This window comes from Streptomyces sp. NPDC031426 (genome assembly GCF_055581585.1).
The window spans coordinates 21,025-39,601 of the sequence record NZ_JBVIJE010000015.1 but is presented as its reverse complement, the minus strand read 5'-3'; the positions used below and the strand labels follow the sequence as shown (position 1 = coordinate 39,601).

At 72.4% G+C, this 18,577-nt stretch carries 17 protein-coding genes; 10 read left to right on the top strand and 7 right to left on the bottom strand.

Translation table 11 applies throughout. The features are described from left to right. Positions 1 to 68 precede the first annotated feature (68 nt). The 7 genes from ACZ5NH_RS28225 to ACZ5NH_RS28195 all read left to right on the top strand — a co-directional run bounded on the left by ACZ5NH_RS28225 (position 69) and on the right by ACZ5NH_RS28195 (position 5,504). On the top strand, positions 69 to 905 hold the full coding sequence (locus ACZ5NH_RS28225; protein ID WP_468779101.1) for a glutamate ABC transporter substrate-binding protein: 837 nt from the start codon (positions 69 to 71) through the stop codon (positions 903 to 905). A 74-nt stretch (positions 906 to 979) separates the two neighbouring features. Continuing rightward, positions 980 to 1,645: an amino acid ABC transporter permease gene (locus tag ACZ5NH_RS28220; RefSeq protein ID WP_388635675.1), complete on the top strand. Its 666-nt coding sequence runs from the start codon at positions 980 to 982 to the stop codon at positions 1,643 to 1,645. Beyond that, entirely contained in the window at positions 1,642 to 2,532 is an 891-nt protein-coding gene (locus tag ACZ5NH_RS28215) for an amino acid ABC transporter permease (RefSeq protein ID WP_468779098.1), read from the top strand. Before ACZ5NH_RS28220 ends, ACZ5NH_RS28215 begins: the two co-directional genes overlap by 4 nt. Before the next feature lie 177 nt (positions 2,533 to 2,709). Then, positions 2,710 to 4,317 (top strand): FAD-dependent monooxygenase, encoded by a 1,608-nt coding sequence (locus ACZ5NH_RS28210; protein ID WP_468779096.1) that lies wholly within the window; start codon positions 2,710 to 2,712, stop codon positions 4,315 to 4,317. A gap of 76 nt (positions 4,318 to 4,393) precedes the next feature. Beyond that, a complete protein-coding gene (locus ACZ5NH_RS28205; RefSeq protein WP_313960178.1) occupies positions 4,394 to 4,480 on the top strand; it encodes a putative leader peptide in 87 nt (28 codons plus the stop codon). Positions 4,481 to 4,557: 77 nt separating this feature from the next. Further along, the gene (locus tag ACZ5NH_RS28200; protein ID WP_468779094.1) at positions 4,558 to 5,091 is read left to right on the top strand and encodes a cupin domain-containing protein; all 534 of its coding nucleotides are present in this window, start codon (positions 4,558 to 4,560) and stop codon (positions 5,089 to 5,091) included. Further along, positions 5,088 to 5,504, top strand: coding sequence for a rhodanese-like domain-containing protein (locus tag ACZ5NH_RS28195; RefSeq protein ID WP_388635667.1), 417 nt, complete (start codon positions 5,088 to 5,090; stop codon positions 5,502 to 5,504). The genes ACZ5NH_RS28200 and ACZ5NH_RS28195 overlap by 4 nt, the downstream gene beginning before the upstream one ends. A 61-nt stretch (positions 5,505 to 5,565) precedes the next feature. Here ACZ5NH_RS28195 and recX read toward each other — a convergent pair whose 3' ends face one another. Continuing rightward, a complete protein-coding gene (gene recX / locus ACZ5NH_RS28190) occupies positions 5,566 to 6,426 on the bottom strand; it encodes a recombination regulator RecX (protein ID WP_468779092.1) in 861 nt (286 codons plus the stop codon). Positions 6,427 to 6,429: 3 nt separating this feature from the next. Further along, positions 6,430 to 7,557 carry a recombinase RecA gene (gene recA, locus ACZ5NH_RS28185; protein WP_468779090.1) on the bottom strand — a complete coding sequence of 376 codons (1,128 nt, stop codon included), beginning with the start codon at positions 7,555 to 7,557 and terminating at the stop codon, positions 6,430 to 6,432. Between the two features lie 311 nt (positions 7,558 to 7,868). On the opposite strand from recA, the gene ACZ5NH_RS28180 reads away from it, so the two are divergent. Continuing rightward, positions 7,869 to 8,615, top strand: coding sequence for a hypothetical protein (locus tag ACZ5NH_RS28180; protein WP_468779088.1), 747 nt, complete (start codon positions 7,869 to 7,871; stop codon positions 8,613 to 8,615). Positions 8,616 to 8,689: 74 nt separating this feature from the next. On the opposite strand, the gene ACZ5NH_RS28175 is transcribed toward ACZ5NH_RS28180, so the two are convergent. Together ACZ5NH_RS28175 and ACZ5NH_RS28170 are read right to left on the bottom strand one after the other, a co-directional pair. Beyond that, positions 8,690 to 9,937, bottom strand: coding sequence for an AI-2E family transporter (locus tag ACZ5NH_RS28175; protein WP_468779086.1), 1,248 nt, complete (start codon positions 9,935 to 9,937; stop codon positions 8,690 to 8,692). A 115-nt stretch (positions 9,938 to 10,052) separates the two neighbouring features. Beyond that, positions 10,053 to 10,247 carry a DUF3046 domain-containing protein gene (locus ACZ5NH_RS28170; protein WP_388635657.1) on the bottom strand — a complete coding sequence of 65 codons (195 nt, stop codon included), beginning with the start codon at positions 10,245 to 10,247 and terminating at the stop codon, positions 10,053 to 10,055. 80 nt (positions 10,248 to 10,327) lie between these two features. Between ACZ5NH_RS28170 and ACZ5NH_RS28165 the strand changes: the two genes are divergently transcribed. Further along, the gene (locus tag ACZ5NH_RS28165; protein ID WP_468779083.1) at positions 10,328 to 11,272 is read left to right on the top strand and encodes a hypothetical protein; all 945 of its coding nucleotides are present in this window, start codon (positions 10,328 to 10,330) and stop codon (positions 11,270 to 11,272) included. A gap of 96 nt (positions 11,273 to 11,368) precedes the next feature. Here the strand turns inward: ACZ5NH_RS28165 and ACZ5NH_RS28160 are convergent, their stop codons facing one another. The 3 genes from ACZ5NH_RS28160 to ACZ5NH_RS28150 are packed head-to-tail and all read right to left on the bottom strand — an operon-like array spanning position 11,369 to position 13,400. Next, positions 11,369 to 11,677: an AzlD domain-containing protein gene (locus ACZ5NH_RS28160; protein ID WP_388635653.1), complete on the bottom strand. Its 309-nt coding sequence runs from the start codon at positions 11,675 to 11,677 to the stop codon at positions 11,369 to 11,371. Then, the gene (locus ACZ5NH_RS28155; RefSeq protein WP_468779081.1) at positions 11,674 to 12,450 is read right to left on the bottom strand and encodes an AzlC family ABC transporter permease; all 777 of its coding nucleotides are present in this window, start codon (positions 12,448 to 12,450) and stop codon (positions 11,674 to 11,676) included. Before ACZ5NH_RS28155 ends, ACZ5NH_RS28160 begins: the two co-directional genes overlap by 4 nt. A 23-nt stretch (positions 12,451 to 12,473) precedes the next feature. Next, positions 12,474 to 13,400: an AraC family transcriptional regulator gene (locus ACZ5NH_RS28150; RefSeq protein ID WP_388635649.1), complete on the bottom strand. Its 927-nt coding sequence runs from the start codon at positions 13,398 to 13,400 to the stop codon at positions 12,474 to 12,476. Positions 13,401 to 13,570: 170 nt separating this feature from the next. On the opposite strand from ACZ5NH_RS28150, the gene ACZ5NH_RS28145 reads away from it, so the two are divergent. Continuing rightward, on the top strand, positions 13,571 to 18,562 hold the full coding sequence (locus tag ACZ5NH_RS28145) for an ATP-dependent helicase (protein ID WP_468779078.1): 4,992 nt from the start codon (positions 13,571 to 13,573) through the stop codon (positions 18,560 to 18,562). The last annotated feature ends 15 nt before the right edge of the window (positions 18,563 to 18,577 follow it).

Genomic DNA, 18,577 nt, shown 5'->3' with positions numbered 1-18,577 from the left:
CCTTTCCAGGCCGTGGGTTGCCTTTTCCAAACGGACCTCGTTCCGCACTCCCTCAAAGGACGTTCACCATGAAGCTCCGCAAGGTCACCGCCGCCTCGGCCGCCGTACTCGCGCTCGCCGTGGGCGCCACCGCGTGCGGCGGCGGCAAGAAGGACGACAACGGCTCCTCCGGCGGCGGCAAGAAGATCGCCATCGGCATCAAGTTCGACCAGCCGGGCCTCGGCCAGAAGACCCCGCAGGGCTACTCGGGCTTCGACGTCGACGTGGCCACCTATGTCGCCAAGAAGCTCGGTTACAGCGCGGACCAGATCGAGTGGAAGGAGTCGAAGAGCGCCGACCGCGAGACCATGCTGCAGCGCGGGGACGTCGACTTCATCGCCGCCACGTACTCGATCACGCCGAAGCGTGAGGCGAAGGTCGACTTCGCCGGCCCGTACCTGCTGGCCCACCAGGACGTGCTGATCCGCGCGGACGACAACTCCATCAAGTCGCCGGCGGACCTGAACCAGAAGAAGCTGTGCTCGGTGACCGGCTCGACCTCGGCGCAGAACGTGCACGACAAGCTGGCCCCCAAGGCGCAGCTCCAGCAGTACCCGACGTACTCGGCGTGCCTGACCGGTCTGCAGAGCAAGGCGATCGACGCCCTGACCACGGACGACTCGATCCTCGCCGGCTACGCCGCCCAGGCCCAGTTCAAGGGCAGGTTCAAGCTCGGCGGCTTCAAGATGACCAACGAGAACTACGGCATCGGCGTCAAGAAGGGCAGCGACCTCAAGGCCAAGATCAACAAGGCGCTGGAGGAGATGGTCTCCGACGGTTCCTGGAAGGCGGCCGTGGAGAAGAACTTCGGCCCGGCCAACTACAAGTACGAGCCCGCCCCGAAGATCGGCGACATCAAGAGCTGAGGAAACGCCCGGCAGGTGCGCCGTCCCTGACGGCGGCGCACCAGGGCATCCCTACACGCGGAAGCGCGGGAGACGTGTTCGACTTTCTTGACAAGTACGACGTGCTGGGCGCCTTCTGGACGACGGTGCAGCTCACGCTGCTCTCGGCCGTGGGCTCCCTGGTCTGGGGCACCCTGCTGGCCGCCATGCGGGTGGGCCCGGTGCCGCTGATGCGCGGTTTCGGCACCGCCTACGTGAACATCGTGCGGAACATCCCGCTCACGGTGATCATCCTGTTCGCCTCGCTCGGGCTCAACCAGACGCTGCTCATCGACATGGGCTCGAAGCAGGTCGACACGACCAACTTCCGGCTGGCCGTACTCGGTCTGGTCGTCTACACGTCGGCCTTCGTGTGCGAGGCGATCCGGGCCGGCATCAACACGGTGCCGGTCGGCCAGGCGGAGGCCGCCCGGGCCATCGGCCTGAGCTTCACCCAGGTGCTGGGCCTGATCGTGCTGCCGCAGGCCTTTCGCGCGGCCGTCCTCCCGCTGACCAATGTCCTGATCGCCTTGACGAAGAACACGACGGTGGCGGCCGCGATCGGCGTGGCGGAAGCGGCGCTCCTGATGAAGAAGATGGTGGAGAACGAGGCGCAGTTGCTGCCGATCTCGGCAGTCATCGCCTTCGGGTTCTGCTGCCTGACCCTGCCGACGGGTCTGATCCTCGGATGGGTGAGCAAGAAGGTGGCGGTGAAGCGATGAGTTCGGTCCTGTACGACGCCCAGGGCTCCCGCGCCAAGCGGCGCAACGTCCTGTACACGGCGGGCTTCCTCGTCGTCCTAGCGGCCGTCCTGTGGTGGGTGTACAAGGCCCTGGACGACAAGGGCCAGCTGGACTGGGTGCTGTGGAAGCCGTTCTTCAGCTCCGAGGCGTACTCGACGTACATCTGGCCGGGTCTGCAGAACACCTTGAAGGCGGCGGCCCTGGCGATGGTCATCGCGCTTCCGCTGGGCGCCTTCTTCGGCATCGCCCGGCTCTCGGACCATGTGTGGGTGCGGATACCGGCGACGGTCGTGGTCGAGTTCTTCCGTGCGATTCCGGTGCTCGTCCTGATGATCTTCGGCAACGAGCTGTACAGCCAGTACACCAACGTGAGTTCCGACGACCGTCCGCTGTACGCGGTCGTCACCGGCCTGGTGCTGTACAACGCGTCCGTGCTCGCCGAGATCGTCCGCGCGGGCATCCTCGCCCTGCCGAAGGGCCAGTCCGAGGCGGCCATGGCGATCGGTCTGCGCAAGGGCCAGGTGATGCGGCTCATCCTGCTGCCGCAGGCGGTCACCGCGATGCTCCCGGCGATCGTCAGCCAGCTCGTGGTCATCGTGAAGGACACCGCGCTCGGCGGTGCCGTCCTCACCTTCCCCGAACTGCTCGCTTCGGCGAACACGATGAGCGGCTACTACGGCGCCAACACCATCGCGTCCTTCACGGTGGTGGCGGTGATCTTCGTGATCATCAACTTCTCCCTGACCTCGTTCGCGAGCTGGCTGGAGGGCCGGCTGCGGCGCGGCAAGAAGTCGACCGGGGCAGTGCTCGGCGTGGAGGACACCGTGGGCGTCGCGGGCCACGCGGGAACGGGAACCGCGGCCTGACACCAGGTCAGGCCCGAACGCATCACCCGGAGGCAGTGGCGTGATCGCCACTGCCTCCGGTCGCTTGACGCAAACTCTGCCAATGGGTTGCATACGTTCTGTGATCGTGCACCCCGCTCCCCCTTCCTGTTCACTTGTCTCCGTCAGGGCATCGTCACGGGCAGGGGGCGCCGCGTCATGGACCCGGTGATCATCGTCGGAGCGGGGCCGGTCGGACTTACGCTCGCCCTGGCGCTGGCCCGCCAGGAGGTGCCGTGCGTCGTCCTGGACGAGGGCCCCGGCAAGGACGAACCCCGTCCGGCGCGCACCGTCGTCCTGCGCGAGGACACGGCCGCCCTGCTGGAGCGGCTGACCGGGGTGGCGCTCGGTGAACAGGGTGTGCGCTGGGCCGGATGGCGGTCCCTCAGGCGCAAGCAGGTGATGAGCGAGATCACCTTCGGGGCGGCGGACCCCGCCGCCCCGCTGCACATCGCCCAGCACGTCCTCGGCGGCGCCCTGCGCGCGGCCATCGCCGACGAGCCACTGGTGAAGGTGGCCGTGGACAGCCGTCTGGACTCGATCGAGCAGGAGCGTTCCGGCGTCACCGCGCACACCCGCGGCCTGAACGGCACCTGGTGGCGCGGCAGTTACCTGGTCGGCTGCGACGGACCGCGCTCGACGGTGCGCAAACTCCAGGACATCCGCTTCCCCGGCCGTACGGCGGTGGAGCGGCACGCGGTCGCCGCGCTGCGCACGGAACTTCCGTGGCAGGGTCGGGCGTTGCTCCATCGGACGCCGCCGTGGCGGCAGTCCGGGCCCCCGGCCGGGGAGGTGACCGCCCGCCCCCTCCCGGACGGCGTGTGGCGCCTGGACTGGCTGCTGCCACCGGGCAAGGACCTGGTCACGCCCGAGATCCTGGTGGCCCGGATCCGCGAGACGCTCGCGGGCTGGACGGACGGCTCCACACCGGCGTACGAGCTGCTCGACACCGGTGTCCACACGGTGCACCACCGGCTGGCCCGCCGGTGGCGCGTCGGCCGGGTCTTCCTCGCCGGGGACGCGGCCCATCTGCTCGGCGCGCTCGGCACCCAGGGGCTGGACGAGGGCCTCAGGGACGCCGACAACCTCGCCTGGAAGCTGGCCCCGGCCTGGCACCACGGCCCGCGCGAGGCGCTGCTGGACAGCTACCAGACCGAACGGCGCGCGGTGGTCGCCGCCCGGCTGCGCGCCGCCGACCAGGTGCTGCCGGTGCTGCGCGGCGCCGGCGGCCTGCGCCAGATCGTCCCGGGAGCGGGGCGCGGCCATGACGCGCTGCTCATGGACGGTCACTTGGGGCGCGGGCCGCTCGGTGCGCCGGGGGCGTACGCCAACTCGCCGCTCGCGCCCCGGCATCTGGAGGGTGAGATCCCGGTCGACACCCCGGCCGGAGCACCCGTCACCGACGTACGGGTCACCGCGGAGGATGGTTCCTTCGTTCAACTGCGCGACCGGCTCGGCCGCGGCGCCCTGCTCGTCGTGCTGATCGCGCCCGGCACGGGGGTGTGGGACCGCAAGCACTGGGTCTCCGCCGGAGTGATGCCCCGGCTCGCGGCGGCCGTGACCGCGCTGCCCTACCCCGCCGAACTGCTGGTCGCCGAGAGCTACCCGGGTGCGCCGGCGCACAGCGTGCTGCTCGTGCGCCCCGACGGCCACCTGATCACCGCGCTGAGCGGCGTTCGTCCGGCCGACCTCTACGCGGCGGCGGAGGCGGCGGTGGGCGGCGCGGCCAAGGAGGAGCCGGCCCAGGCGGCCTCCGCCGCCCGCTGACCGCAGCCCCGTCACCCTCTGTCCACATGGTGACGGTGAGTTGACCGGAGTACACCGGCATGCTGTACTCCGGACCATGACCGACACCTGCGTGCGTCTGTGGCGGAGGGTCCATATGGACCTCGTCCGCTATGCGGGCTGCGTGTGTCGCCCGTCCTGCTGAATTCGCATCCCTCTTCCTGTCCGGGCGCCGCGGTGCGCCCGTTCCGCGAACCTTCTTCAGGCTTCAGGACGGTGTACGTGTCTGTCTCTCCCGCTCCCGTGTCCCCTGCCGTCGGCTCGGCACCCACCCAGGCGGACCTCCTCGACTTCGTCCGGCGCACGGCCGCCGACGCAGAGCTGATCGCCTCCCTTCCGCTCGACCCGGAGGGCCGCACCTGGGTGCGGCTGCAGGGTCCGGGCGGCAGCGAGGCATGGCTCATCGGCTGGCCGCCCGGAACCGGCACCGGCTGGCACGACCACGCCGACTCGGTCGGCGCGTTCCTCACCGCCTCGGGCGTTCTCAAGGAGAACTCGCTCGCCGCCCGGCTGCCGACCGACGGCTGGAAGACCCTGGAACTCACCGAGGACGTGGACCGCGCACGCCGGATGCCCGCGGGCGAGGGCCGCTCCTTCGGCTGCCACCATGTCCACGAGGTCCTCAACGAGTCCCCCGACGAGCACGCGATCTCCGTGCACGCCTACTACCCGCCCCTGCCGCGCATCCGGCGCTACAGCCGTACGGGGCATGTGCTCCGCCTCGAGCAGGTCGAACGCCCGGAGGACTGGCAGTGAGCGGCACCATCGGTCAAGCCCCGGTCGGCATCGACGAGTTGCTGGAGCGGGTGCGCGCCGGCTACCGGCGCATAGAGGCTCGGGAGGCGCACGAGGCGGCGCGGACCGGCGAGGCGCTGCTGGTCGACATCCGGTACGCGGCCCTGCGCGAGCGGGACGGGCTGATCCCCGGCGCTCTCGTCATCGAGCGCAACGAACTGGAGTGGCGTCTCGATCCCCAGGGCAGCCACCGCGTCCCCGAGGCAACCGGCCACGACCTGCGCGTCGTGGTGATCTGCAATGAGGGCTACGCCTCCAGCCTCGCGGTCGCTTCCCTCCGGCAACTGGGCCTGCACCGGGCCACGGACCTCGTGGGCGGCTTCCAGGCGTGGCGGGCCGAGGGCCTTCCAGTGGAGCCGACAACGCCCGGTTGACCCACCGCGGACGCGAGGGGTTCGCAGAACCCGATGGCTCCCCGCTCTGCGCACCGAAGACTCAGAAGTCGCCTTCTCCCAGGAAGTCCGTGTCCTCGCCCTCTTCCTCCAGGGCCTGGCGGACGACACGGAGGGCCATGCCCTCGGGGTAGCCCTTGCGGGCGAGCATCCCGGCGAGCCGGCGGAGCCGCTTGTCACGGTCGAGGCCACGGGTGGCGCGCAGTTTGCGGTCCACGAGTTCGCGGGCCGTCGCCTCCTCCTGCTCGGAGTCGAGCTGGGAGACGGCCTCGTCGATCAGGGTCTTGTCGACCCCTTTGGTGCGCAGCTCCTGGGCGAGCGCCCGGCGCGCAAGCCCCCTGCCATGGTGCCGGGACTCCACCCAGGCGTCGGCGAACGCGCTGTCGTCGATCAGCCCGACCTCCTCGAACCGCGACAGCACCTCCTCGGCCACGTCCTCGGGGATCTCCCGCTTGCGCAGGGCGTCCGCGAGTTGCTTGCGGGTGCGCGGGGTCCCGGTGAGCAGGCGCAGGCAGATCGCCCGTGCCCGCTCAGCCGGGTCCCCTGAAGACTCCCCCCGCTCGGCCCTCGACGAGGAAGGGGCGCCTTCGTCCTCCTCGGGCGCGTCCCCGAAGCCGCGCCGCCGTCGGCCGCGCCCGCGCTCGCCCCGCGGGCCGACGCCGCCTCGGGAGCGCCGGCCGGGCGAGCCGCCCCCGTACGGCTCGTCGCCCGTGTCACCCCGGTGGGCGCCGCCGGCATCCCCGTACCCGCCGGTGCCGCGGTACTCGTCGTGACCCTCGTAACCGTCGTCCGGGTATCCGTCGTCGCTGCCCGGGGCGGCGCCCGGGTGGCCCCCGGTGCCCCTCCCCCGTGGGGCACCGGGGGTGGCGTACTCGTACTCGGCCCAGTCGGTTCGTCGTGTCACGGGTCAGCTCTTGGCTGCGGCGGCCTTGGGCTTGGTGGCCTTGGCGGCTGCCGGGGCGGGCGCCGCCTTGGCGTCGTCGGCGGCCGCGGCGGTGACCGCGGCGTCCCCGCCCGGCTCGGCGGCGGGCTCCTCCGGCCGGACACCGACGCCCAGCTTCTCCTTGATCTTCTTCTCGATCTCGTTGGCCAGATCGGGGTTGTCCTTGAGGAAGTTGCGCGCGTTCTCCTTGCCCTGGCCGAGCTGGTCGCCCTCGTACGTGTACCAGGCACCGGCCTTGCGGACGAAGCCGTGCTCCACGCCCATGTCGATCAGGCCGCCCTCGCGGCTGATGCCCTGGCCGTAGAGGATGTCGAACTCGGCCTGCTTGAAGGGCGGGGCGACCTTGTTCTTCACGACCTTGCAGCGGGTGCGGTTGCCGACCGCCTCCGTGCCGTCCTTCAGGGTCTCGATGCGGCGGATGTCGATACGCACCGAGGCGTAGAACTTCAGCGCGCGGCCACCAGTCGTGGTCTCCGGGGAGCCGAACATCACGCCGATCTTCTCGCGGAGCTGGTTGATGAAGATCGCGGTGGTCTTGGACTGGTTGAGCGCGCTGGTGATCTTCCGCAGGGCCTGGCTCATCAGCCGGGCCTGGAGACCGACGTGGCTGTCGCCCATCTCGCCCTCGATCTCCGCGCGCGGGACGAGCGCGGCGACGGAGTCGATGACGATCAGGTCGAGGGCACCGGAGCGGACCAGCATGTCCACGATCTCCAGGGCCTGCTCGCCGTTGTCGGGCTGGGAGAGGATCAGGTTGTCGATGTCGACGCCGAGCTTGCGCGCGTACTCGGGGTCGAGGGCGTGCTCCGCGTCCACGAAGGCGACCTGACCGCCGGCCTTCTGGGCGTTGGCCACGGCGTGCAGGGTCAGGGTCGTCTTACCCGAGGACTCCGGGCCGTAGATCTCGACGACACGGCCACGCGGCAGGCCACCGACGCCGAGGGCGACGTCGAGCGCGGTCGACCCGGTCGGGATGACCTCGATGGGCTCCTTCGACCGCTCGCCCATGCGCATGACCGCGCCCTTGCCGAATTGCCGTTCAATCTGCGCGAGCGCGGCGTCGAGCGCCTTCTCGCGGTCGGTTCCTGCCATGGGTTCCACCCGGTTTGCTTGAGTCGATCGCTTCACGTCAAAGACGCTAACGCCTGCCACTGACAATGCGCCCCGACGCAGGCCCAGCCTGTGGATAACCCTGGGACTTCTTCCCGCAAAACGGGGCGAAATCCACCGCCAAAGCCTCGCCTGAGCCTCCATAAGAATGGATGTTCGATTTTGGTGTCAAGCACACCACCCGGTGCCCGGAACCCGTGCTCCGGCGCCCCGCACCGCTACTCCCGGCGGCGTACGGCGGGTGTCTTCGGCCGGACGACGACCGGGCGTGCCGCTCCCGGGAGCCTTGGCCCATGAACAATCCGCGCGCCGTCGACCGCCTCTGTCATGCGACGGGGCTGCTTCTCGTCCTGTCCGGTCTCGGGCACCTGGGCGTGTTCGCGGTGGACGGGGGCCCGTGGGTCGGCCCTGTCTCCTGGCGCAAGCCCGTCACGTTCGGACTGTCCTTCGGGCTGACGCTCATCGCGATCACATGGGTCACGTCGTATCTGCACGTCGGCCCGAGGCTGCGCTCGGCCCTGCTGCTCGTCCTCGCCGCCGACTGCGTGGTGGAGGCCGGCGGGATCACCCTCCAGGCGTGGCGCAGGGTGCCCTCGCACCTGAACATGGAGACCCCCTTCGACGCGGCGGTGTCCATGACCCTCGCGGTCGGCGGCGGTGTCCTGGTCGCCCTGCTCACGGTGTTCGCCGTCGCGTCCTCCCGGCACCGGCCGACAGGCCCGGCCGGAATGCCGCTCGCGGTCCGCTCCGGGTTCGCGATCCTGCTGGTGGCACTGGCCTCCGGGGCGGCGATGATCGCGCGCGGGGTCGTACTGACCCGCACCGGCCATCAGGAGGCCGCGTACCGTTCGACGGCCCCGCTCAAGCCCCTGCACGGCGTGAGCCTGCACGCCGTGCTCGCCCTGCCCGCGCTGGCCTGGCTGCTGTCCCGCTCGCCCTGGAGCGAACGGACACGCCGTCGGATCGTGGCCACAGCGGTCGGCTGCTATACGGCGGCCGTCGCCGCAGCGGGAGTGTGGGCGGTGCTGACGTACCGATGACGGGACCCAGGCGGCACCGGCCCACCCCGTGCCTCTCCGGTCACCGGCCCGCGGCGTTTCCGAGGCGCACCGCCCTACGACGACTCCTCCGGCTCGGGCTGCACGGCCCGCGGTCGGCGTATCCGCGCCAGCACCCCGGCACCGCCCGGGCCCCGGCTCCGGTGCCCGTGCACCCTGGGGTCGTCCGTGACGGCGTAGCGCTTCACATACGCCCCGAGGAACGCCTGGAGGGTGGCCACCGCCGGGATGGCGATCAGCGCGCCGACGGCGCCCAGCAGCGCGGTGCCGGCGATGACCGAGCCGAAGGCGACCGCGGGGTGGATGTCGACGGTCCTGGCGGTCAGCTTGGGCTGGAGCATGTAGTTCTCGAACTGCTGGTAGACCACCACGAAGGCCAGCACCCACACCGCGTACCAGGGGTCGACGGTGAACGCGATCAGCATCGGCAGCGCGCCGGCGAGATAGGTGCCGATGGTCGGGATGAACTGCGAGACCAGGCCCACCCAGACGCCGAGCACGGGCGCGTACGGCACGCCGAGGGCCAGGAGCAGGATGTAGTGGGCGATGCCGGAGATGAGCGCCATCAGGCCGCGCGAGTAGAGGTAGCCGCCCGTCTTGTCGACGGCGATCTCCCAGGCGCGCAGCACCTCGGCCTGACGTGCGGGCGGCAGGACGGAGCACAGGGCGCGGCGCAGCCGGGGACCGTCGGCCGCGAAGTAGAAGGAGAACAGCCCCACCGTCAGCATCTGGAACAGCCCGCCGAGCACCTGTGCGGAGACGTCGAGGACACCGGCGGCGCTGTTCTGCGCGTACTTGCGCAGCCAGTCGGAGTGGAGCAGGCCCTCCTGGACGTCCACCCGCCGCAGCTCGGTGTGGAAGCTCTCGTTGATCCAGTTGATGAGCGAGTCAAGGTAGTCCGGGAAGCCCTCGACCATCTTGATGATCTGGCCGGCCAGCATGGAGCCGAGCAGGGTGACGAACCCGGCGACGGCGATCGTCAGCCCGAGGAAGACCAGGAAGGTGGCCAGCCCCCGGCGCATGCCGCGGGCGGCCATCCGGCTCACCGCGGGCTCTATCGCGAGGGCCAGGAAGAACGCGATCAATATGTTGATCAACAGACCGGTCAGCTGGTGGAAGGCCCAGCTGCCGAGCTGGAACGCGGCGATCAACGCGAGCGCGAGCACCATGGCGCGCGGCAGCCAGCGCGGCATGCGGCCGACCGCGGCGACGGCGTCGGGAGCCGTGGGCCGCTCGGGCCGTGTCGTGCCGGTCGCTGCCGCGTCCCCGGTCAGCGACTCGTTGTCCTCGTCAATCGGTGCCACCGGCCAAGTCTCGCCCACGCCACCGACAACCGGCGCCCACCTGCGATCTTCGTGACCGATCGGTGCCGTACGGCCGGTCTCTTCACGGACGAATCGGAAGCTTCCAGGCAGCGCGTCAGCGCCGCTCGCCCGGCACGTTCATGACCGTGCAGACCACGCGCCACACGTCCTTCGCGTCCCAGCCGGCGTTCAGCGCCTCGTGCACCGTGCGCCCGCCCAGCTCGGACATGACGTGATCGCGCGCGAAGGTGTCGGCGTACCCCGGACCGAAGTGTTCCGCCATCCGCTGCCAGAAGACCGTCAACCGCATGACTCCAGTATCCCGCCCCTGGGGGTGGGCCCCGGCCGGGAGCGCTTGCCGAGACCGCTTTCCGTCCTACGGTCTGACGCATGGCCGAAACAGGAGCTTCCCCACTCCCTTCCACGCCCCCGGCGCGCTCCCCGCTCTTCCGCGCCGAGCACTTCGTGTGGCTCACCGCGCGCGTGCTGGAGCAGCGCCTCTTCGCGTACCACTTCCTGCACGGCACCCCGGACGCGGTCGAAGCGGCACTGGACGCCTACCGCAACGAGGACGGCGGGTACGGGCACGCGCTGGAGCCCGATCTGCGCGGCCCCGTGAGCCAGCCCCTGCACTCTGCGCACGCGCTGCGCGTCCTGGACGACATCGGGCGCTGCGGCGGGCAGCGGGTCGAGCGCGTGTGCCGCTATCTGACCTCGATCTCCACCGCGGACGGCGCCCTGCCGGCGATCCATCCCAGCCAGCGCGGATATCCGGTGGCACCGTTCGTCCCGGTCGTCGACGACCCTCCCAGCGCGCTGCTCGCCACGGGACCGGTGGTGGGGCTGCTGCACGGCAACGAGGTGTGGCACGCCTGGCTGTTCCGGGCCACCGACTTCTGCTGGCAGGCCGTGGAGTCCCTGGAGAAGTCCCATCCGTACGAGGTGGAGGCCGCCGTGGCCTTCCTGGACTCCGCTCCCGACCGCTCGCGCGCTGAGGCCGCCGCGGACCGGCTCGGCCGCCTGGTGCGGGAGCAGCGGCTCGCGGCCCTGGAGCCGGACCGGCTCGACGCGTATCCGGTCGCGCCCGGTTACGCTCCGGGCGAGCATCACTTCCCGCACGACTTCGCCAGGACTCCGGACTCACTCGCGCGCGCGTGGTTCACGGACGACGAGATGGCACGGTCCCTGGACCACCTGGCCGCCGAGCAGCAGGACGACGGCGGCTGGCCGATCCGGTGGCACCAGTGGGCACCGGCCCCCGCACTGGAGGCACGCCCCCGGGTGACGATCGAGGCACTGCGCACCCTGCGGGCGTACGGCCGTTTCGTCGGGTGAGCCGGTGGCGTACGGCCGCCCGCCCGGCGTCCGGGCCCGACCGGTTCGCGCGCGGAACCGCCCCCGTGAGCCGCGTCGGCCCGCGTCGGTCCCGCGTCATCCGCCGAGGGCCCGTACGCCCGCCGTCACGATCACGGCCGCCGCGACGACCAGCAGGAACGGCGCACGCAGCACGAGCGCCACGGCGGCCGCGCCGAGCCCCGCGACCCGTGCGTCCAGCACGAGACCGTGCCCGTCGGCGAACGTCTGCTGAGCCGTGAGCGCGGCGAGGAGGGCGACGGGCAGCAGGGCGGCGAGCCGCCGTACGAACGGTCGCTCCATGGCGCCCGCGGGCACCAGCAGCCCGGCGAGCTTGACGGCGTAGCAGCCGAAGGCGGTCAAGGCGATCGCTGTCCAGGTGTTCACCGGTCCTCCTCCGCTGCGGCGCCGCCGTTCGGTCCGCTCACCGGCTCGCCCTGTGGGCCGCGTGGCCTTCTGCGTCCCTCGGCGACCAGAGCGATCGGTGCCGCCAGGGCCGCCACCAGGACCGGGACGCCGGCCGGGAGGACGGGCAGCAGACCGAGGCCCAGCAGGACCGCCAGGCCGGCGACCGCGCGCTCGGTGGCCGTCCGCAGCATCGGCGCGAGCAGCGCCAGGAACACGGCGGGCCCGGCCGCGTCCAGCCCCCACGCGCGCGTGTCGCCGATCGCCTTGGCGCCGAGCGCGCCGAGCAGCGTGGTGAGGTTCCAGAGCGCGTACAGCGTGAGCCCGGTGACGGTGAAGCCGATCCGCCGGGCGCGCCGGGTCGGCTGGGCCAGGGTGACCGCCGTGGTCTCGTCGATCACCCACTGGGCGGCGAACGGCCGTACCCCGCGCGGGAGGCCGAGCAGCTGCGACAGCCGCAGCCCGTAGAAGGCGTTGCGCACGCCGAGGAAGAAGGCGCCGGCGGCCGCCGTGAACGGACTGCCTCCCGCGGCGAGCGCTCCGACCAGGGCGAACTGGGATGCGCCGGTGAAGACCAGGAGGCTGAGCGCGCAGGTCTGGAGCAGTCCGAGCCCGCTGCCGGCCGAGGTCACCCCGAAGGCGAATCCGGACAGGCCGACGGCGACGCCGACCCCGAGGGCGTCCCGTACGACGGCCCGGTCGGACTTGTCCGCGCCGTCGGCGGTCATGTCCGCGAGTGCTGTCTGCTGTGCCACGCCGCAGACGGTACGGACGTCCCTCACCCCGGGTCTTGTACGTTCTTGCGCCCGCGCATGTTCTTCGGCTCGCCGGTGTTCCTGCGCTCGCGCTGGTAGGCGCCCGGGGGCACGCCGATGATCCGGGTGAAGTGCCGGTTGAGGTGCGGCTGGTCGGTGAAGCCGACCGCGGTCGCCGCCTCGGCGGGGGGCGACCCCGCGTCCAGCAGGAGCCGCGCGCGGCGCACGCGGGCGTCGGTCAGCCAGGTGTGCGGCGGCATGCCGTACGCGTCACGGAACGCCCGCAGGAGCGCGAACGGGCTGGTGCCGAGGTCGGCAGCCAGCCGTTCCAGGGTCGGCGGCTCGGCCATCCGCTCGTCCAGCACCGCACGCGCGCGTGCCGCGATACCGGCTCCGGCCGTGCGGACCGGCCGCTGGGGCAGCGGTCCGCCGTTCAGTCGCAGCAGTCTCGTCACGGCGACCCGCAGCAGGGTGTCGGCGGCCAGCGCGTTGCCCTCGTCGGCGGCGCGCAGCACCTGGTGGACCAGGCGGACGGTGTAGGGGTCGTCGAGGACGGGACTGACGAAACCCGGCGTGCCCCGGATGGTGGTGGTCTCGGCGGCGATCGCGGCGACCACCTCGGGCGAGGGGTAGACCGCGCCGTACCGCCAGCCCTCGGGGACGCCGGCGCGCCCGGTGTGAGCGGTGTCGGGGTTGACCAGGGCGAGGGCTCCCGCGCCCGCGGACACGTCGGAGCCGCGGTGGTGGAAGACCTCGACGCCGTCGGCTATGGCCGCGATCACGAAGTGCTCGTGGGTGTGCCGGACGAAGGTCTTGTGGATGTACCGGGCCCGCAGGAGGTCCACGCCCGGCAGGTCGTCGTACCGCCAGTGCCGCGCACGCTCCACCGGCCGACGCCCGCCCGTCTCCCCGCCCGTCCGTTGCTCGCCCCGCCGAGCCGCACCCGCCATGCGTCCATTCTCCGCCCACCGCCCGCACCCCCCGCGGCCCGCTCCCCGTCCCACAGTCCCGCAGCCGCCACTACATCACTGCCCGCGACCGCGCCCCGGGGCCCACTCCCTGCCGCACGGCGTTTGCCCAGGTCAGGGTGATTGTCAGTGGCCGGGTGCAACATGGACGCATGGTCAGCTCCGCACACCGAGCCCTCGACGGCTTCTCACCCGCGACCCGCGGCTGGTTCACGGGGGCGTTCTCCGCGCCCACCGCGGCCCAGGCCGGCGCGTGGCGGGCCATCGGTGCGGGCTCGGACGTGCTGGTGGTGGCCCCGACAGGCTCGGGCAAGACGCTGGCCGCGTTCCTCGCCGCCCTGGACCAGCTGGCCGCGACCCCGCCCCCGGCCGACCCGAGGAAGCGCTGCCGGGTGCTCTACGTGTCCCCGCTGAAGGCCCTCGCGGTCGACGTCGAGCGCAACCTCCGCAGCCCGCTGACCGGCATCCGACAGGAATCCGTGCGCCTGGGCCTGCCCGAGCCCGAGGTCAGGGTCGGCATCCGCTCCGGCGACACCCCGGCGGCCGAGCGGCGCGCCCTGTCCACCCGCCCGCCGGACATCCTGATCACCACCCCCGAGTCGCTGTTCCTGATGCTGACCTCGGCCACGCGCGACGCGCTCACGGGCGTGGAGACGGTGATCCTGGACGAGGTGCACGCGGTCGCGGGCACCAAGCGCGGCGCCCACCTCGCGCTCTCCCTGGAGCGACTCGACGAGCTGCTGCCGAAGCCGGCCCGCCGGATCGGCCTGTCGGCGACGGTCCGTCCGGTGGACGAGGTGGCCCGGTATCTCTCGCCCCGGCGCAAGGTGGAGATCGTTCAGCCGGAGTCCGGCAAAGAGTTCGACCTTTCCGTGGTCGTCCCGGTCGAGGACATGGGCGGACTGGGCGGCTCCCCGGCGACGGACGCTGCCGAGGGCGGGGAGCGGCCGTCGATCTGGCCGCATGTGGAGGAGCGGATCGCCGACCTGGTCCAGTCCCACCGCTCCACGATCGTCTTCGCCAACTCCCGGCGGCTCGCCGAGCGGCTGTGCAACCGGCTCAACGAGATCGCCTACGAACGGGCGACCGGCGAGACCCTGGACGAGCACCACGCGCCGGCCCAGCTGATGGGCGGCTCCGGCGCGGCCCAGGGCGCACCCCCGGTGATCGCCCGCGCGCACCACGGCTCGGTCTCCAAGGAGCAGCGCGCCCTGGTCGAGGAGGATCTGAAGGCGGGCCGCCTGCCCGCCGTGGTCGCCACGTCCAGCCTGGAGCTGGGCATCGACATGGGCGCCGTCGACCTGGTCGTGCAGGTCGAGTCGCCGCCCTCGGTCGCCTCCGGTCTCCAGCGCGTCGGCCGCGCGGGGCACCAGGTGGGCGCCATCTCCACCGGTGTCGTCTTCCCCAAGTACCGCGGCGACCTCGTCCAGGCGGCCGTGGTCACCGAGCGGATGCGCACGGGCTCGATCGAGTCGCTGAAGGTGCCGGCGAACCCGCTCGACGTGCTAGCGCAGCAACTGGTCGCGATGACGGCCCTGGACACCTGGCAGTTCGACGACCTGCTCGCCGTGGTCCGCCGTGCGGCCCCCTTCGCCTCGCTGCCCGAGTCGGCGTTCACGGCGGTCCTCGACATGCTCGCGGGCCGCTATCCGTCCGACGCGTTCGCGGAGCTGCGTCCGCGCGTGGTGTGGGACCGCGTGACCGGCGAGATCACCGGCCGCCCGGGTGCCCAGCGCCTGGCCGTCACCTCCGGCGGCACGATCCCCGACCGCGGCCTGTTCGGGGTCTTCCTCGCCGGTTCCGACCCCAAGAAGGGCGGCGGCCGGGTCGGCGAGCTGGACGAGGAGATGGTCTACGAGTCCCGGGTGGGCGACGTCTTCACGCTGGGCACGAGTTCCTGGCGCATCGAGGACATCACCCGTGACCGGGTCCTGGTCTCCCCCGCGCCCGGCGTGCCGGGCCGGCTGCCCTTCTGGAAGGGCGACCAGCTGGGCCGCCCGCTCGAACTGGGCCGCGCGGTGGGCGCGTTCCTGCGCGAGGTCGGCTCGCTGCCCAAGGACGACGCCCGGCTGCGGCTGCTCGCGGCGGGCCTGGACGTCTGGGCGGCGGACAACGTGCTGTCGTACCTGGACGAGCAGCGCGAGGCCTGCGGCCATGTCCCGGACGACCGCACGATCGTCGTGGAGCGCTTCCGTGACGAGCTGGGCGACTGGCGGGTCGTCGTGCACTCACCCTTCGGCGCCCAGGTGCACGCCCCGTGGGCCCTCGCGCTCGGCGCCCGCCTGTCCGAGCGGTACGGCATGGACGCGCAGGTCATGCACGCCGACGACGGCATCGTGCTGCGCCTGCCCGACGCCGACCTGATGGGCCTGGACCTGCTCGACCAGGCACCGATGAAGGCCGGGACGGAGTACGACGCCGAGCAGGCGCCCGTCGGCGCGGCGGACGTCGCCTTCGACAAGGGCGAGGTCGACCAGATCGTCACCGACCAGGTCGGCGGCTCCGCCCTGTTCGCCTCCCGGTTCCGCGAGTGCGCCGCCCGCGCGCTGCTGCTGCCGCGCCGCAACCCCGGCAAGCGCACCCCGCTGTGGCAACAGCGCCAGCGCGCTGCCCAACTTCTCCAGGTGGCGAGCGAGTTCGGCTCGTTCCCGATCGTCCTGGAGGCCGTCCGCGAATGCCTCCAGGACGTCTTCGACGTCCCCGGGCTCACGGAGCTGATGGGCGACATCGAGTCCCGCAAGGTACGCCTGGTCGAGGTCACCACCCCGGAGCCGTCCCCCTTCGCCCGCTCCCTCCTCTTCGGGTACGTCGCCCAGTTCCTGTACGAGGGCGACTCCCCGCTCGCCGAGCGCCGCGCCGCCGCGCTGTCCCTGGACTCCCGGCTGCTGGCCGAGCTGCTGGGCCAGGCGGAGCTGCGCGAACTGCTCGATGCCGAGGTGCTGACCGAGCTGGAGCGCGAGCTGCAGTGGCTCACCGAGGACCGCCGGGTCAAGGACGTGGAAGGCGTCGCCGACGTACTGCGGCTGCTCGGCCCGCTGACCGACGCCGAGCTGGTCGCGCGGGGCGCGGATGCGCAGTGGGCGCGCGAGCTGGTCGGCGCCCGCCGCGCCATCAAGGTCCGGATCGCCGGCGCCGACCACTGGGCGGCGGTCGAGGACGCGGGCCGGCTGCGCGACGCGCTCGGCACGGCACTGCCGGTCGGCGTGCCCGAGGCCTTCACCGAGCCGGTCAAGGACCCGCTGGGCGATCTCCTCGCCCGGTACGCCCGCACCCACGGCCCGTTCACGTCGGCCACGGCCGCGGCCCGCTTCGGCCTGGGCGTGGCGGTCACCGAGGGCGCCCTGCAACGGCTCGCCGCGAGCGGCCGAGTGGTGCAGGGCGAGTTCCACCCGGCGGGCATCGGCCAGGAGTGGTGCGACGCGACCGTACTGCGCCGTCTGCGCCGCCGTTCCCTGGCGGCCCTGCGCCATGAGCTGGAGCCCGTGCCACCGGCCGCGCTCGCCCAGTTCCTGCCCCAGTGGCAGCACATCGGCAAGGGGCACGGTCTGCGCGGCGTCGACGGACTGGTGCGCGCCGTCGAGCAGTTGCAGGGCGCCTCCGTGCCCGCCTCCGCGCTGGAGAAGCTGGTCCTGCCCTCCCGCGTGGCGAACTACACGCCCGCGATGCTCGACGAGTTGACGGCCGCCGGCGAAGTGGTGTGGTCCGGCGCGGGCGCGCTGCCCGGCAAGGACGGCTGGGTCTCCCTCTATCTGGCGGACGCGGCCCCGCTGTTGCTCCCGCCGCCCCATCCCCTGGAGCTGACCGCGCTCCACCAGTCCGTACTGGACGCCCTCTCCGGTGGCTACGGCCTGTTCTTCCGCCAGATCGCCGACCAGGTCCGTGCCACCACCCACCCCGACGTCACCGACCCCCAACTGGCCGATGCGCTCTGGGATCTGGCCTGGTCGGGCCGGCTCACCAACGACACCCTCGCGCCGATGCGCTCCCTGCTGGGCTCGGGCCGTACGGCGGGGTCGACCGCGCACCGCGCCAAGCGCGCCGTCCCGCGCGGGCGCTACGGCTCCCTGACGGCCGCCGCGCGTACTGCGTCCCGTACCGGTCCGCCGACGGTCGCCGGGCGCTGGTCACTGCTCCCGACGGCCGAGCCGGACCCCACCGTGCGCGCGCACGCGCTGGCCCGCACCCTGCTGGACCGGCACGGCGTGGTCACCCGCGGGGCGGTCGCCGCGGAGGGGGTCGAGGGCGGCTTCTCGGCGGTGTACCGCGTGCTGTCCGCGTTCGAGGAGAGCGGCCAGGCGCGGCGCGGCTATGTGGTCGAGGGCCTGGGCGCGGCCCAGTTCGCCATGGACGGCGCGGTGGACCGGCTCCGGGCGGTGTCCAACGCCCGCGACCGCGGCGAGAGCCTGACCGCCGCGGCCCCCGGAAACGGTTTCCCGAGTCCCTCGAACGGCTTCGCCGCACCGCCGTTCCCGAACGACTTCGGCGGAGGCGACGGCCCACCCCACGAACACCCCCTCCCCGGCGCCTTCGACGGGTCGGACGGCGGTTTCACCCACCCCGGCCTCGACGGCGACTTCACCTGGCCACCGGCAGACCCCCCGCCCGGCCCCGGCGACTATGTCTCGCCCCGCGACCTCGCCGACCCCTTCGCCTCCCCCGGCTACGGCGGCCCCAGAGGCGGCGGAGCCGGCGCCTACGGCTCACCGGCGCACCGGGGTTATGGCAGTGGTCGTACGGGCACGGCCGCACCCGACCCACTTGCCGTGGTCCTCGCCGCGGCCGATCCCGCCAACGCGTATGGCGCCGCCCTGTCCTGGCCCGAGCCGCCGACCGGTGCCGGGCACAAGCCGGGCCGCAAGGCGGGCTCGCTGGTCGTCCTGGTGGAAGGCGAGCTGACGTTGTACATGGAGCGCGGCGGCAAGACCCTGCTGGCCTGGCCCGCCGGCCCGGACACCGCTGCCCCGGACGACCCCCGGCTCCGTACGGCCGCGCAGGCCCTGGCCGCGGCGGCCCGCGCGAGTTCCCTCGGCACGGTCACGGTCGAGCGGATCAACGGCGCCCAGGCCCTGACCTCGCCCATAGGCACCCTTCTCGAAGCAGCGGGCTTCGTGGCGACACCGCGCGGCCTGCGCCTGAGAGCGTGACCGCCGACGGGCGTC

Coding starts and splice junctions, on each gene's coding strand:
- ACZ5NH_RS28170 (WP_388635657.1), bottom strand. CDS start 10,247: ATGCGGTTGACGGTCTTCTGGCAGCGGATGGCGGAACACTTCGGTCCG.
- ACZ5NH_RS28180 (WP_468779088.1), top strand. CDS start 7,869: ATGAACAATCCGCGCGCCGTCGACCGCCTCTGTCATGCGACGGGGCTG.
- ACZ5NH_RS28210 (WP_468779096.1), top strand. CDS start 2,710: ATGGACCCGGTGATCATCGTCGGAGCGGGGCCGGTCGGACTTACGCTC.
- ACZ5NH_RS28215 (WP_468779098.1), top strand. CDS start 1,642: ATGAGTTCGGTCCTGTACGACGCCCAGGGCTCCCGCGCCAAGCGGCGC.
- ACZ5NH_RS28165 (WP_468779083.1), top strand. CDS start 10,328: ATGGCCGAAACAGGAGCTTCCCCACTCCCTTCCACGCCCCCGGCGCGC.
- ACZ5NH_RS28205 (WP_313960178.1), top strand. CDS start 4,394: ATGACCGACACCTGCGTGCGTCTGTGGCGGAGGGTCCATATGGACCTC.
- recA (WP_468779090.1), bottom strand. CDS start 7,557: ATGGCAGGAACCGACCGCGAGAAGGCGCTCGACGCCGCGCTCGCGCAG.
- ACZ5NH_RS28145 (WP_468779078.1), top strand. CDS start 13,571: ATGGTCAGCTCCGCACACCGAGCCCTCGACGGCTTCTCACCCGCGACC.
- ACZ5NH_RS28225 (WP_468779101.1), top strand. CDS start 69: ATGAAGCTCCGCAAGGTCACCGCCGCCTCGGCCGCCGTACTCGCGCTC.
- ACZ5NH_RS28150 (WP_388635649.1), bottom strand. CDS start 13,400: ATGGCGGGTGCGGCTCGGCGGGGCGAGCAACGGACGGGCGGGGAGACG.